Here is a 13643-nt window from a genome sequence, read left to right on the forward strand (position 1 = left end):
ACCCCCTTCTGCTCACGGCCGTCCCTATCCCAACAGCCTTGGCCCCGGCCAGTATCATCTCAGCCGCGTCCCTCCAGCTTTCGACTCCCCCCGTGCCTATCACATCGCAGAGGTCTGCCAGCTCGTAAACGCATCTAACGGCTATTGGCCTTATGGCTGGGCCGCTCAGGCCCCCGAACCTGTTGGAGAGCACGGGTCTCATCGCCTCCACATCTATGTACATGGCCCTTATCGTGTTCACGGCATTCAGCGCATCGGCGCCGGCCTCCAGCGCGGCCCTCCCCAGTCCCCTGATGTCGTGCGTCATTGGGGAGAGCTTGACTATGAGTGGAACCTTCACGCTCCTCCTGACCTCCTTCACGAGATCGTAGAGCATCTCAGGTGTGCTTCCCAGCTCAAAACCATGCCCCCTAACGTGGGGACATGAGGCGTTTATCTCAACGGCATCAGCTCCCGCATCCTGCAGTCTGCCGGCCACGTGAGCCACCTCCTCCGGGCTGCCTCCCCCGGCGCTGCCTATCACCGGTATGCCTATCTCCCCCCTAGCCTCCCTGAGCTCCCTCTCGAAGTAATCTATCCCGGGATTAGGTAGCCCCATGGCATTTATGATCCCGAAGGGAAGTTCCACGACCACAGGATTGCTGAAACCCCTGGTGGGCCTCGGGAGTATTGTTTTGGTTGTCACCGCACCCGCCCCGGCCTCCTCAACCCTCTTCAGTAGGGCTGGGGTGTTGCCCAGTATTCCAGAGGCCAGTATGAGCGGGTTCCTAAGCTTGATGCCCGCTACCTCCGTCTCCAGCACCATGCGACTCACCCCCGATCGTCAAACGGAACAGGGACTTGAACTTGGCGGTGGTCCTCAGGACCTTCCCCCTCCCCTCCCTGGTGGCGCTGACCAGCCCCAGGGAGGTGAGCTTCCTCAGGTGCCTCCTGGCCGAGCTCCCCCTGACGGCCACCAGATCGCTCAATCTGACCGGCTCGTTGGCGGCTATGAGGGCGAGCGTTCTGAGCTCCCCCCTCGAAAGGAGCCTCCTGCCAAGGGAGGGGGGTATCTCGGCTCCGTAATCCTCCTTAAGGACCATCTGCCATCCCTCATCGGACCTCTCCACCTTGAAGGGATGATGGCTCAGCTCCTCATTTATCTCCCGGGCGGCCCTCTCTATGGCCGGCCCCCTCAGGCCGCACACCCTCTCCACCGTCCTCTCATCGACGGCCCTACCCGAGATGAAGAGGAGCGCCTCGAACAGCCTCTTAGCTCTCTCCCAAGATTCCATCCGCATTAAGGATCACCCTTATCTCCCCAAAGGGCCTCTCCTGGACTAGGAGGACCTCTCCATCCTTCTCCAGGAAGAGGAGGGCCACCAGGGTTATCACGAGTCCACCTGCTAGGGATGATACCTCGAGGAGGGACGAGTAGGCCTTTCCCTCGCGCCTCAGCCTCTCTATGATGGATCTGACGATGTCGACATGCCTCTCCAGGTCGAACTCAGATATTTCAGCTATCCTGAGGTATTCCCTCCTTCCCTCGGCCTTCCTCCGGGCCCATCCGATGGCTTCCAGCAGCTCCTCAACGGTAGGATACCTGAACGGAGACCTGATGCCAGGCAGCTCGATGAGCTCCGCTTCCAGGAGCCTCACCTCCCTCTTCCTCCTGGGCCTCTCCCTCCCCTTCCCCCTTCCCCTGATGAACGATATTATCTCGAGCTTCAGGCGCCTTACGAGCTCCAGTATCATCTGCCCGGCTCTTGCTATGTCCCCTGTCCTCAGGAACTCCTCCCATACCTCCTCAGCCCTCAAGGGATCCCCTCTCAACTGCTATTATCTTCGACTCCCCCTCCCTCATGGTCACCCCTATTATGTAGTCCGCCTCCTCCAGGGTCTCCCTCTTGAGGGACACCATCATGACCACGGAGCCCTTGGCGAGCTCCTTCAGGGCCCTAGCGTACCTCTTGCAGTTGAGGCCATCGAGCATGGCATCAGCCTCATCGAAGAGGTAGAGGGGCGAGGGCTTGACCTTCTGGGATGCTAGTATGAATGCCAGGGCGCATAGGGACTTCTCCCCTCCGGAGAGGGAGTCAATGCCCACATCTCCCTTCCCCGGGAGGCTGACCCTCATCTCCAGACCCCTGTCCGATAGGGAGAGCAGGCCCCTCCCCCCTCCGAACAGCACGCGGATCCACTCATCGAAGGCATTCGAGAGCCCAGTGAGGGTGTTCCTCAGCACATTCTCCCTTTCGGCATCTATCCTGGAGATAAGCTCCTCTATCTCCCTCCTCCTGGAGAGGAAGGAATCGTACTTCCCCTTCATCTCCTCGTACTCGCCCTTCCTCCTCTCATACTCCTCGGGCGCCCTCGGATTGACCTGCCCGATGGATCTGAGCCTGGTCTCCAGTATGAGGAGCTCCCTCCCCGGATCCGGAACATCTAGAGGATCGACATCACTTAGCTCCTCCAGCCCTCCCTTCAGGATCTTTATCTTGGCCATTATATCGCTCCTCTCCTCCATAATCCTCCTGATCTGCCTTATGATGTCCTCCCTCCTGGCCAGTGCTTCCTGGTACCTCCTCCTCAGCTCCTGAACGGCCCTCCTCACCTCATCCAGCTCCTCGATGAGGGGATCCCTCTCAGGTATCTCGGAGAGCTCCCTCTCCTTCAACGATATCTCCTCATCTATCTCCCGGATCTCGTCCCTCAAATCCCTTATCTCCTCGATCAACCTCCCAACGTTCCCCAGGGATCTCTCCGGTGATCCTGCAACTATGCTTCCCTCCCTCTCCACAACCTCCCCCCTCATCGTGACGAACCTCGCCCTGCCTATCAGCTCCCTCCTCACCTCCTCAAGGTCCTCCAAGAGCGAGGCCCCGAATATGTGCCTGGCCAGGGCCTCATACTCCGGATCGAACACCAGGAAGTTGTAGAGGGCCCTTCCGATCACCTCATGATGCTCCCTGACCTGTAGGACATCCATCGGGATTATCCTGAACCTCCCCTCGACCCCCCTCAGCCCCCTGGCTATCCTCTTGGCTCCCTCGAGATCCCTGACGACTATGTCGCTCAGCCTCCCGGAGCCAGCAGCGAGGAAAGGGAGCTCGTAGCCCTCCAGCGGTCTTATAAGATCGGAGACTGTCCCTAGGAAGGAGGGGTCCTCCCTTACGAACCGAGGAACGTCCCTTCCTCTCGTCAGAGAGCTCAGGGTCTCTTCCTTAGCCTCCAGGGCCCTCCTCAGGGCGTCCCTCTGCCTCCTCAGCGATTCGAGCTCCGAAATGAGCTGCCCCCTCCTCCTCAGGGGGGATTCCCTGACCCTGGCCTCCAGCTCCCTGAGCTTCCCCTCCCTCCTCTCCAGCTCCTCCCTCAGCGAATCCACATCAACCATGGGATCCTCCTTCGGCTCCTCCAATCCCCTCAACCTCTCCTCAAGGGACCTCAGCTCGCTGAGCATCAGCTGCTTCCTGATCCTCCTCAACCTCTCCTCAATGGATCTCCTCTCCTCCAGGGCCCTGAGCTCCTCCTCCACCCTCCTGAGCTCCCTCTCCCTCTCCCTCAGGACGGCCGATATCTCCCTGAGCAGCTGATCAACCTCAGAAAGCTCCTCAAGGGCCTTCTTCCTCCTCTCATCGTACTCGGAGACCCCGCTTATCTCCTCCAGTATCCTGTACCTCTCCTGCGGGCTCATCTCTATTATCGAGGTTATGTCCCCCTGGGTCACGAATGTGTACCTCTCTGCCACCAGGCCGAGGGACCTCAGGATTTCGCTTACCCTGCTCGCGGGGAGGGCCCTCCCATTGACCCTGTAAGAGCTGGTCCCATTGGGCCTTATCCTCCTCGATATCCTAAGCCTCTCGCCGGAGTTGACCGTGAGGCTAACCTGAGCCCAGGGGGCTCCCCTCCTCACCAGGTGCTCCAGCTTGCTGGCCCTCAGCCTCCTCGCCCTCCATCCCATGAGAAATGCGATGGCATCGATTATGTTGCTCTTCCCGGATCCATTGGGCCCGGTTATGGCTATCAGCCCTCTCGGGATCACTATGGTTGCTCTCCTGAATGACTTGAAGTTGATGAGCTGGAGCTCCTCAATCGACACCATTCGGCCCGGGCTCACCCGCTGAATATTTTAAAATTTTCTGGGAGCTCAGGGACCCTCTCCTGGAGCTGAACTCCTAAATCACCAGATGGCCAGGACTATCATGCTAAGAGTGCCTCCAACACCATCATTGCTCCTTATCCTCTCTATCGTCTTGTTCAGGGAGGATGTATCTGAGCTGGAGATCTCAGCCACTACGTCATAATCGCCCGTCACCTCGTATGCCCTCACGACATCCTCTATGGACGAGATATCCCTGGCCACATTGGGTATGCTGTGACCCGGCTTCACCTTTATCAGGACGATGGCCCGCATCGCCGTGTCTCCGAGCTCCACGGTGAACCTCCTTATCACACCCATTTTGATGAGCCTGTCAACCCTCTTCCTCACGGTCGCCTCGCTCACCCCCAGCTGGTTCGCTATATCCGTGAAAGGAGTTCTAGCATTCTTCACCAAGATGCTCAGGATCTTCCTGTCCAGCTCATCCATCCGACTTCCCTGTTAACCTCGGGGGCAGAGGATATAATGCTTCCCTGGTCCGGGTATGGTGGGCAGGTGATCGTGAGGCGGATGCGTGGGGAATCGATTATGTTGTAAAAATTTCATTAAAAATCCATAATAAGATGAATAATATTTCTAAAGAATCTCTGATTAATGAATTTCATTTACGAAAAATGGTGTTCCGGGGACCTCGAGGGACTCGGCCTAAATATGTTGGATGATCCAACATGCCCCTGGATTCGGGCGACCTTGATGCACCAGGGCCGACTTCAAGTTTTTTTAAGGTTTCTCCAAGCAGGCTCGGGCGATGGACCGACTGGGGTGGGCTCAAGTGGGACTTCTCAGTATGATCTACAGGCTGTCCAGCCTCCTGGGGATGCCGATCTACAGGAGCTACCTCGAATCCGTGGTGAGGGAGGGGCCCATCCCCAGGCACGTCGCGCTAATACTGGATGGGAACAGGAGGTTTGCCCTCAGGAGAGGCCTGAGCTGGGTGGATGGTTACAGGGCAGGGGCGGCGAAGACCGAGGAGCTGCTGAGGTGGCTCCTCGAGCTCGGGGTGGAGCACGTCACCCTCTACACCTTCTCGACGGAGAACTTCAATAGACCCAAGGAGCAGGTGGAGGCCGTGTTCAAGGTCCTTGAGGAGAAGATGATGGAGCTCAGGGAAAAGCTGGACTTCCTGAGGGAGAACGGGGTATCCTTCAGGGTCATCGGCAGGAGGGAGATGCTTCCCGAGTCCCTGAGGGAAATGGTGGAGGAGCTGGAAGCCCTGACCTCGGGCTTCGGTGGGAAGACCCTCAATCTAGCTTTAGCTTACGGGGGGAGGGCAGAGATAGTGGATGCTGTCAGGGAGATAGCGAGGAAGGTCAGGGATGGTTCGCTTGAGCCGGAGGAGGTGGACGATGAGGTGATAAGAAAGCACTTATATGCTCCCGATCTTCCTGATCCCGACCTGATAATAAGGACGTCGGGGGAGGAGAGGCTGAGCAACTTCCTCCTCTGGCAGTCCGCCTACTCCGAGCTCTACTTCTGCGAGGTCTACCTGCCGGAGATGAGGAAGATAGACCTCCTGAGGGCCTTGAGGGACTATCAGAGGAGGAAGAGGAGGTTTGGCTCCTAGGACGGGGTATAGAGTGGATTGGGCCCTCATAAGGGAGCTGGCTGAGGAATTCGGCATAGAGCTGGCCGAGACGTGCCAGGTGCGGGTCGAGGCCCTGGACAACAGAGTAAACAGGCTCCTGAGGCTGAAGCTCGACTGGAGCAACGTCTACCTCCTGGAGACTCCCGCGCTGGTGAGATATGCCTGCTTCCCCCACATATGCGGGGATCCTGTCTTGAGCCTGCTCTCTAGCAACTCAGATGCGGTGAGGGCCGTGATAAACCAGTTCTCCCTCGAGAGGTTCGGGAGGCTCCTGATACACGGAAGGCTCGCTGAGGCCCTAAACCTGCCCTATCCCAGGGCTCTTGATGCTAACAGGCCTGGTGATGTCGTGCTCATATCATCGCCGCCCGACCTGAGCCCGGAATCGCTACGCAGGATCGCTTATGATCTGGAGAGGAGGGGAGGGAGGATGAGGGTGATCTTCGCCATAGGCTTCCTCTCCCTAGAGGACCTGAGGTGCCTGGATGACGCAGCAAACTCCCTAGGGGCGAACACCGTTTACCTCTCCTTCCTTCTCCTGGGAAGGAGGACGCAGGAGGGCGAGATCTACCTCTATGGCTACGACGCGCGGGGCCTCAGGAGGGGGGAGGTGAGGGGAGTGGGCTCCATCGTCGACGCCGAGACCCTAGGCAAAATGATCCAGGAGTATCCACCGAGCACGGACATCTCCCTGACGGATGGTAGGCTCTCGGGATCACTGGACTACCTAGAATCCTCCCTGGAGAGGATGCTACTTCTCCTGGAGCATCCCCTCTTCGACTCCTGGCAGGTGGAGAACATACTCAGGGAGGCCAAGGCAATCAGGAGGGAGATGGAGAGGAGGAAGAGGGATGAAGTGTCCTGATCCGGAGGAGCTGGCCCCCAAACTCCTTAAATCCCTGAGATCAGGGTGCTGGGAATTTTCGGAGGATATCAGGAGGTTGGCATCAGAATGCCGCACCCCCACCGGGTTCAGGGTACCCAGGCATTACCTAGTTATTCTCGGGGACAGGATGGGGAGGATTATGACCCCGGAGGACCTGAGCCGCCTGGAGTGCTGGTGCGAGGTCCAGGAGGAGGGAAGGGAGGTTCTGGCCCTCTGCCTGAGCAGACTCGCCATGACCTTCCCCGAGGAGGCCAAAGGCATCGCAAGAAAGGTGGAGGATTGCGGGGGCAGGGACCTCCTCTGCAGGTGGGTCTATCCCGTGATAGCCCTCTGGGACCCCTCCCTCCTAGAGGGACTCGGGAGGTACAGCTACCTGATGAGCTGGGCCTGGCTCGCCACATACTCGCCCGAGGACTTCGATATCGCGCTTGAGAGGGTGCTCTCCAGGTCCCAGGTCGTGGATGAGGCCCTAATAAAGGCGCTGAGGAGGCTGAGGAGGGTGAACCCCGCCAAGACTTACGAGAGGATAAGGGGAAATCCCTATCTCCTCAGCAGAGTAATCTCCTGAGGAGCAATGCCTCCTCAAGGCTCAGCTGCCCCTCGGCCGTGGGGGATCCCATGTGGGAGTAGATCAGAGGGGAGCCCAGGGCGGCCGAGAGCCTCCTGCTGAAGGCTCCCCTGGAGCCCATGCTGAAGGCCACGAGCCTGCCCCCGTGATCCAACTTCCTGTAGAGGGAGAGGACCCTGTAGGCCTCCAGCTCGTCCCTCGCCAGCGTCACGACCTTCGCTATCCCTCCAAGAGAGAGCAACCTCCTGGCCACCACCAGGAGGTCCTCCTCACGGGGAGTGCCCCCGGGATCGTGCCAGGAGAAGATAGCGTTACCTATGCTCACATCTGAGTTCTCGTACTCCACGTCAACGTAGCCGCATATCTTGGAAACCTCCTCCAGCCACTCCCTACTCTGGGGCCCTCCCATCCCCCCGTGGGCCCTGCTCCTCCAGGTCACTATCACCCTGTCTCCCAGGCCCCGCACCAAGCCCTCGATCTCCCGGGCCTCGGGTGGCTCTTCCCAGATGAGATCCGCCCTGAGCTCAACGAGATCCGCTCCGGACCTGAGGGCGCGCTCCATGTCCCGCCTGATGGAGCCCCTGTCCCGGAGGCTCACCACTATCCTCATCTGAGGTACACCGCTGCCTCCTCAGGGCTCATCCTCTCGAAGAGTATGGCCGCTATGGCCCTGACCATGGCAGCCGGCTTCTCGTGCTGGAAGACGTTCCTGCCTATGGAGACCCCGGCGGCGCCTCCCTCAATGGCCCCGGCAACCATCTCGAGCACCTGCATCTCATTCTCCATCTTGGGACCGCCGGCTATGACCACCGGGATCGACACGCTCCTGGTGACCTGCTTGAAGCTGTCGGGATCCCCAGTGTAGGGGACCTTCACCACATCAGCCCCCAGCTCCGCGCCTATCCTGGCCACCATCGCTACTACGCTCGGATCGAACCTATCCTTAACGTTCGGTCCTCTCGCATACATCATGGCGAGCAAGGGCATTCCAAGCTCATCCGCCTCCGCTGCCACGAGGCCAAGCTTCTCCAGCATCTCCGGCTCGCTCCTCTCCCCTCCCACGTTCACGTGGACGCTCACAGCATCCGCCCCAAGCCTGACGGCTTCGATCACATCGGCCACCCTGACCTTCCTGTTGGGCTCCGGTCCCAGGGAGGTGCTGGCAGACATGTGCATTATCACTGGCACCTTGGGCTCCCTCAGGGACTTTATCATCCCCTTGTGGAGCACGACGCACGTCGCCCCGCCCCTGCTCACCTCTCCCACTATCCAGTTAATGTCAGTGAGCCCCCTTATGGGACCATCAGTCACACCGTGATCCATGGGAATGCAGAGGATCTTCCCGTCCCTCATGATCCTCGATAGCCTTACCTCCTTGCCCCACATGATCATCCGGCTCCCCCGCTAAGGCTAGGATTAATCTTATGTGTGCAATCGGTATTGTATTGGGATCACGGGCCGCCCCGGTTAAAAGGATAAATCCTCCAGGTGCTCAGGCTGCGTCGATGCTCCCTCCGATGAAGGCGGTGGAGCTGAGCCTCCTGCTGATATCGGCCTACGCTTCACTCAACCTCATAAGGTCATCCATAGGATTCCTCAGGCTTCCCAGGGTTAAGGAAGGAGAGAGGGGAAATAGGAGGGTCTCGATCGTGATACCTGCCAGGAACGAGGAGGAAAGAATCACGGAGTGCCTAGAATTAGCTCTATCCAAGCTGGGAGAGTCGGATGAGCTCATAGTGGTGAACGATTGCAGCAACGATCTGACTGAGGTCAGGGCGATGGAGAGGCTGGATGGGAGGTGCAAGCTCATCACGCTGCTTCAAAAGCCACCCGGTTGGACAGGGAAGTCCTGGGCATGCTATCAGGGCTACCTTCACTCATCCGGTGATGTTATAGTCTTCCTGGATGCCGACACGAGGCTCCTGGGGGATCTCGATGGTGCGATATCGCTCACTGAGGAGTACGATGCCGTCTCGCAGGTTCCTAGGATAGCTTGCGGGAGCATAGCCTGCGGCGCGGTTGAGATAGCCCTTACATCGCTCATAAGGCTCCTCCAACCCTACTGGAGGATGGATGATGAAAGGGCCTGGCTCGCGGGTGCTTTCATGGTCTGGAGGAGGGAATCTTACGAGTCAATCGGGACCCACGCCTCGGTGAGGCGAAGCCTAGTTGAGGACGCTGAGCTCGCCAGGCTGGCGGTGAGGATGGGTATGAGGGTCTCCTTCTTCCTCGGCGGCGTCGCCGAGAGCAGATGGATGGGCAGCTGGAGCGAGGCCTACGGGGCGATCAAGAGGATAAGCCTCGGTGCCTGCGTTGGGAGGAACGCATCAATTGCGGCCCTACTTCTCCTCACTTACACGGCTATCATCACGTACCTCTCCCCCCTGATGGCCCTCCTGGGTCACCTGGATCCAGCCATGGCGATCATCTACCTAGCATCGATCCTCTCCTACGCCTCCCTATCCCTGGTGGAGGTCAGGACCAGCCCCCTGGCTTTTTTGCTGGCCCCGCTGGCTCTCCCGCTGATCGGCCTGGCCTCGCTCAGGGCCCGCGGGCGATCGGAGGTGGGGTGGAAGGGGAGAGTCTACTCAGCCGCCGAAGAGGGCGCCAAGTAGCAGCATGAATATGTCTATGACGTCCCTCATCGAGAGTATGCCAACTGGCCTCCCATCGTCATCCACGACAGGGAGGTGGGAGACGTCGTTGACCCTCATCCTCCTCGTCGCCTCCTCGAGGGAATCTCCAGGCTTGCCTGTTATCGGGTTCTCGCTCATTATCTCCCTTATGCTCACACCCCTCCCGATCAACCCCTTGCAGCCTGCGTAGAGGACATCCCTCTGGGTGACTATGCCCTTGAGCCTTCCCTCGCCATCCACCACGAGGACGCTCCCTATCCTGTTCTCCCACATCAGCCTCACCGCATCGTCCACTGTGGCCGTCTCGGGCAGAGTCACCGGGTTCCTGACCATGAAATCCTCAAGCTTGAGGGGGGCCTTCCTCTTGGGCTTCCAGGCCATGGTACCGACCCGGCCCAGCTGAGGCTGCTAGATAAAAAGGCGCACCTTTTTATTTAAGTTAAATTCTTAATAAACTTCAGAAAAAGTTCAACGGGATGACGTGAAACCGTTATTAAGGGACCCACACCAGCTGATCCGGTGATCGCATGAGGGAGAAGGTCATCAGGATCATCTCAATATCGCTCATAGTCCTTATTCTGCTTCCCTCTCTTCCCTCGGCCGCCGGGAGGACCAGGGCCTTCGTGAGGGTTCCGGCCGTTTACCAGTCCCCGGACGGGACGCTGGCCGGTACGCTCGGAAACCTCACCGTGGAGGTGGAGGAGGGGGAGGGCCTGGTCTACTTCTCGGCCGAGCCCCTGACGCAGATAGACACGCAGGGAGCCGCCAGGACGGCGGCCCTAGTGGCCAGCTACCTCCTCAACGTCGACCCCAGGTCCCTGAACTTCTACTACAGGCTGGAGTCCGGGAGCGCGATAGTGGGGGGACCCAGCGCAGGTGCAGCGATGACAGTAGCCACGGTTGCGGCGATCTTGGGAAAGCAGGTGAGGCAGGACGTGATAATGACCGGCATGATAAACCTGGATGGGACGATAGGGCCCGTTGGGGGCATACCCCAGAAGCTCCAGGCTGCCGCGGATGCGGGTGCCAAGGTATTCCTGGTGCCGGCCGGCCAGGAGGTGGTGGAGGAGACGGTTCCCAGGCAGGTGAGGGTGGGGCCCCTGATAATGACCACCGTCGAGAGGAGGAAGGTGAACGTGACGGAGCTGGGCTCCAAGCTCGGGGTGAGGGTGGTGGAGGTCAGCAACGTGGAGGAGGCCCTGGAGTACATGCTGGGCTTAAAGGTGGAGAGGGCCCCTCCCAACAAGCCGGAGATACCTGAGGAGCTGAGGAGGGTGCTGAGCGGGTGGGTCGATGGCTACCTGAGGAGGGCGAGCGAGATAAGGGGCGAGGTTCGCTCGGGTCTGGATAAGCTCGGGACCCTGAGCAGGCGCGTCATAAGCAGCCTGCTCAGCGAGTCTGAGAATTACTCATCAATGGCCAGCGATGAGCTCGCCAGGGGGAACTGCTACACAGCAGCAAGCATGGCCTTCAACTCGGTGGTCCAGGCAGAGTACGCCAGGGCCTTCATGAACTACGCCCTGAGGGGTGAGAGCTCCGTGAATGATATGATGAGCGAGGTGGACTCCAAGGTGAGGGAGGTGGGGGCCAGGGTGAACTCAACTAAGCCAGGGAGCTTCAGCGAGCTTGAGGCCCTAATAGCGGCGAAGGCCAGGTACTATGACGCGAGGAACGCCTTGAGGAGGGCGGCGGAGCTAATATCAAAGGGATCCTACCTGGACTCGCTCGAGTGGGGAGGGATACACTGGCTGGCCTACGCCTACTGGAGGGCGGACTCCGCCTCGAACTGGCTGAGCATGAACGTTCAGGGCCAGAGGATCAGCTTGGATGAGGCGAGGCTGAGGGAGGTGGCATCGGCCGTGCTTTATGAGGCTGAGAGCGTCATATCATACTCCGAAAGCCTGCTTCAGGAGGTTGGGGGGAGCTCCGACTTCCTGAACGAGGCGAGCTCCGACCTGAGGGATGCGAGCTCTGCCTTCTCATCAGGGGACTACTACGGGACCATAGGCCTCTCCGCAAGCGCTCTGGCCTACGGGACAGTGTCCATACATGAGTGGTTCACGAGCGATCCAAGAGCTGTCCTGAAGGCGGTGAAGGAGACCTGCTACTCATCGATAAACGAGCTGCTCTCAAAGGAAATTCTGCCGGTCCTTGCTTTGAGCTACGCGGAGATGGCCTCCGTCAGGGAGAGGGAGGATGACCTGCTCTATGCCATCGCATACTACGAGCTATCATCCGCTCACGCTCACGTTATATCCCTGCTCTCCAGACGATCGGGCTCAAAGGTCGTCGAGTTGACCGAGCGGACGGAGACCGGGACGGGAACCGCTTCCACGGTCGTGGTCACCCAGACCGTGAGGGAGGAGGAGGCTGAGAGGCTACTCATTTACTCCGGGGCGGCCTTCCTGACGGGCCTGCTGCTTGGTCTGGTCCTGAGGAGGGGCGGGCGGGCCCATTCCAGGCCTCATGGCCCATCGCAGGGAGCAAGTCAACTTGACAGCGGAACGGACTCGCAATTCAACTGAAGGCTTTTTTATTAATCCCCCCGGACCCCCGGGGTGAGCATGGGATTCTCGCTCCCCACTCTCGTGGTGTACCCCGGAAGGGATCTGCTGAGCTCCAGGTTGGAGATAAAAAGGGATAGGGTGGGGCTGCTGGCCGAAATATCAAGCGAGTTCGTGAGGAGGGGTATTAACATCTTCACTACGATAGCTCAGGTCTCTCCCGAGGGCAGGGGATGTGTCTTCATAATATCGGAGTGCAAGGGACCCGAGGTCCTGGAGGATCTTAGGAGGTCCCTGGAGTCGATAGACGGGGTGGGAGCGGTTGAGATGGAGAGGTCGGAGATAAGGGGTCTCATGATATCCGGCCTCTTCTTCCCCCTGAGTAGGGCGGGGAGGAGGATCGTGCTAATGGTCGATTCCGCGCTTAAATCCCTCATAGAGGAACTGACGAGGATCCTGGGGGAGGATCCGGCAAACGCGATAATCTTCAGGGTCGGCTATGAGATGGGGAAGGGATTAGGAAGGGTTCACTTGGAGATAGGGGAGGCCGTGGGTTTGAGGGATCCCCTCGAGATCCTGAAGCACGTATTACTTCCTCTATTTAAATCATCGGGCTACGGGATCGCGAGCCTTGAGGGTATTCGAGAAGGGGCCCTGAGGATGGTGGTGAGGGATAGTATAGAGGCCCGCGTGAGGGGCAGGTCCGAGAGGCCCTCCTGCTTCCTGGTGAAGGGCATGCTTAAGGGTGCCCTGGAGGAGGTGCTCGGCAGGCAGGTGGCCATGGAGGAGAGCAGGTGCGAGGCGGCCGGTCATGACTTCTGCGAGTTCATCGCCAGCTACTGAAGGCCCAATCAAAGCTTCTCATCGGCGCAATCTTGGGTTATTACATCTCACCGCAACGGCTTATCTCCCCCTCCAGCGATGACTCGCGATGAGCCTGATCGGGGACCTGGTGGAGTACAGGAGGACCAGGATCTGGCTTTTGGAGAACATGGAGAGGATAAGGAGGGCGTTCAAGGGGATGTACATCGCGGCCCTGGGGGAGGAGGTCATAGACAGCGATCGGGATGAGCACTCCCTGATAAGGAGGCTTTGGTCCAAGGGGCTGTTCCCCGGTCCGGTGGTGATAGAGTACGTGAGCTGAGCTTCAGGGCGTCCTCCTATTGGGAATGAGCTTGCAGCGCTCGCGAGCGCTCATTTGCCAAGGTTTATAGTTTATATGGATGAAGCGGAAGGATGCTAGGTAACTGGGATGAGAGGGGATGGTGAAGGGATCGAATTCAGGATCCCGCTATCAAGGGTGATCATAGCCCCAAAGACGAGGCT

General features: G+C 59.1%; 15 protein-coding genes. 7 read left to right on the plus strand and 8 right to left on the minus strand.

The window, feature by feature from the left end; all coding sequences use genetic code 11:
- The 5 genes from BA066_03905 to BA066_03925 form a co-directional block, all read right to left on the minus strand.
- Positions 1–805, minus strand: an 805-nt coding sequence (locus BA066_03905; GenBank protein RDD53522.1) for a dihydroorotate dehydrogenase, incomplete at its 3' end; no start/stop codon positions are given.
- Entirely contained in the window at positions 768–1280 is a 513-nt protein-coding gene (locus BA066_03910; protein RDD53523.1) for an SMC-Scp complex subunit ScpB, read from the minus strand. The genes BA066_03905 and BA066_03910, both read right to left, overlap by 38 nt.
- Positions 1252–1812: a hypothetical protein gene (locus BA066_03915; protein ID RDD53524.1), complete on the minus strand. Its 561-nt coding sequence runs from the start codon at positions 1810–1812 to the stop codon at positions 1252–1254. Before BA066_03915 ends, BA066_03910 begins: the two co-directional genes overlap by 29 nt.
- Positions 1787–4081 (minus strand): chromosome segregation protein SMC, encoded by a 2295-nt coding sequence (locus tag BA066_03920; GenBank protein RDD53525.1) that lies wholly within the window; start codon positions 4079–4081, stop codon positions 1787–1789. The genes BA066_03915 and BA066_03920 overlap by 26 nt, the downstream gene beginning before the upstream one ends.
- 78 nt (positions 4082–4159) lie before the next feature.
- Positions 4160–4567 (minus strand): Lrp/AsnC family transcriptional regulator, encoded by a 408-nt coding sequence (locus BA066_03925; protein RDD53526.1) that lies wholly within the window; start codon positions 4565–4567, stop codon positions 4160–4162.
- A 343-nt stretch (positions 4568–4910) separates the two neighbouring features.
- Here BA066_03925 and uppS point away from each other — a divergent pair, with 343 nt between their 5' ends.
- From uppS to BA066_03940, 3 genes are read left to right on the plus strand one after another with little or no spacing between them, the layout of a single operon-like run.
- Positions 4911–5702 carry a di-trans,poly-cis-decaprenylcistransferase gene (uppS, locus tag BA066_03930; GenBank protein RDD53535.1) on the plus strand — a complete coding sequence of 264 codons (792 nt, stop codon included), beginning with the start codon at positions 4911–4913 and terminating at the stop codon, positions 5700–5702.
- Positions 5692–6588 (plus strand): hypothetical protein, encoded by an 897-nt coding sequence (locus tag BA066_03935; GenBank protein RDD53527.1) that lies wholly within the window; start codon positions 5692–5694, stop codon positions 6586–6588. Before uppS ends, BA066_03935 begins: the two co-directional genes overlap by 11 nt.
- Positions 6575–7177: a hypothetical protein gene (locus BA066_03940; GenBank protein ID RDD53528.1), complete on the plus strand. Its 603-nt coding sequence runs from the start codon at positions 6575–6577 to the stop codon at positions 7175–7177. The genes BA066_03935 and BA066_03940 overlap by 14 nt, the downstream gene beginning before the upstream one ends.
- Here the strand turns inward: BA066_03940 and BA066_03945 are convergent.
- Together BA066_03945 and BA066_03950 are read right to left on the minus strand one after the other, a co-directional pair.
- On the minus strand, positions 7158–7787 hold the full coding sequence (locus tag BA066_03945) for a type I 3-dehydroquinate dehydratase (GenBank protein ID RDD53529.1): 630 nt from the start codon (positions 7785–7787) through the stop codon (positions 7158–7160). The two genes, BA066_03940 and BA066_03945, sit on opposite strands and share 20 nt — an antisense overlap.
- Positions 7784–8566: a fructose-bisphosphate aldolase gene (locus BA066_03950; GenBank protein RDD53536.1), complete on the minus strand. Its 783-nt coding sequence runs from the start codon at positions 8564–8566 to the stop codon at positions 7784–7786. The genes BA066_03945 and BA066_03950 overlap by 4 nt, the downstream gene beginning before the upstream one ends.
- Positions 8567–8601: 35 nt before the next feature.
- On the opposite strand from BA066_03950, the gene BA066_03955 reads away from it, so the two are divergent.
- Complete coding sequence (locus BA066_03955) at positions 8602–9792, plus strand: glycosyltransferase (GenBank protein RDD53530.1); 1191 nt, start codon at positions 8602–8604, stop codon at positions 9790–9792.
- Here the strand turns inward: BA066_03955 and BA066_03960 are convergent.
- A complete protein-coding gene (locus BA066_03960; protein ID RDD53531.1) occupies positions 9766–10194 on the minus strand; it encodes a CBS domain-containing protein in 429 nt (142 codons plus the stop codon). The two genes, BA066_03955 and BA066_03960, sit on opposite strands and share 27 nt — an antisense overlap.
- Before the next feature lie 146 nt (positions 10195–10340).
- Between BA066_03960 and BA066_03965 the strand changes: the two genes are divergently transcribed.
- The 3 genes from BA066_03965 to BA066_03975 all read left to right on the plus strand — a co-directional run bounded on the left by BA066_03965 (position 10341) and on the right by BA066_03975 (position 13461).
- Complete coding sequence (locus BA066_03965) at positions 10341–12338, plus strand: hypothetical protein (protein RDD53532.1); 1998 nt, start codon at positions 10341–10343, stop codon at positions 12336–12338.
- A gap of 39 nt (positions 12339–12377) precedes the next feature.
- Complete coding sequence (locus tag BA066_03970) at positions 12378–13160, plus strand: hypothetical protein (GenBank protein ID RDD53533.1); 783 nt, start codon at positions 12378–12380, stop codon at positions 13158–13160.
- 88 nt (positions 13161–13248) lie between these two features.
- Positions 13249–13461 carry a hypothetical protein gene (locus BA066_03975; protein RDD53534.1) on the plus strand — a complete coding sequence of 71 codons (213 nt, stop codon included), beginning with the start codon at positions 13249–13251 and terminating at the stop codon, positions 13459–13461.
- Positions 13462–13643: the final 182 nt, after the last annotated feature.

Source organism: Candidatus Korarchaeota archaeon NZ13-K (genome assembly GCA_003344655.1).
Classification (GTDB): domain Archaea; phylum Korarchaeota; class Korarchaeia; order Korarchaeales; family Korarchaeaceae; genus Korarchaeum.

Bases quoted from the DNA above. Each gene is read 5' to 3' on its own strand.
- BA066_03945 (RDD53529.1), bottom strand. From the start codon at position 7,787: ATGAGGATAGTGGTGAGCCTCCGGGACAGGGGCTCCATCAGGCGGGAC.
- BA066_03955 (RDD53530.1), top strand. From the start codon at position 8,602: ATGTGTGCAATCGGTATTGTATTGGGATCACGGGCCGCCCCGGTTAAA.
- BA066_03920 (RDD53525.1), bottom strand. From the start codon at position 4,081: ATGGTGTCGATTGAGGAGCTCCAGCTCATCAACTTCAAGTCATTCAGG.
- BA066_03925 (RDD53526.1), bottom strand. From the start codon at position 4,567: ATGGATGAGCTGGACAGGAAGATCCTGAGCATCTTGGTGAAGAATGCT.
- BA066_03910 (RDD53523.1), bottom strand. From the start codon at position 1,280: ATGCGGATGGAATCTTGGGAGAGAGCTAAGAGGCTGTTCGAGGCGCTC.
- BA066_03965 (RDD53532.1), top strand. From the start codon at position 10,341: ATGAGGGAGAAGGTCATCAGGATCATCTCAATATCGCTCATAGTCCTT.
- BA066_03960 (RDD53531.1), bottom strand. From the start codon at position 10,194: ATGGCCTGGAAGCCCAAGAGGAAGGCCCCCCTCAAGCTTGAGGATTTC.
- BA066_03975 (RDD53534.1), top strand. From the start codon at position 13,249: ATGAGCCTGATCGGGGACCTGGTGGAGTACAGGAGGACCAGGATCTGG.
- BA066_03940 (RDD53528.1), top strand. From the start codon at position 6,575: ATGAAGTGTCCTGATCCGGAGGAGCTGGCCCCCAAACTCCTTAAATCC.
- BA066_03970 (RDD53533.1), top strand. From the start codon at position 12,378: ATGGGATTCTCGCTCCCCACTCTCGTGGTGTACCCCGGAAGGGATCTG.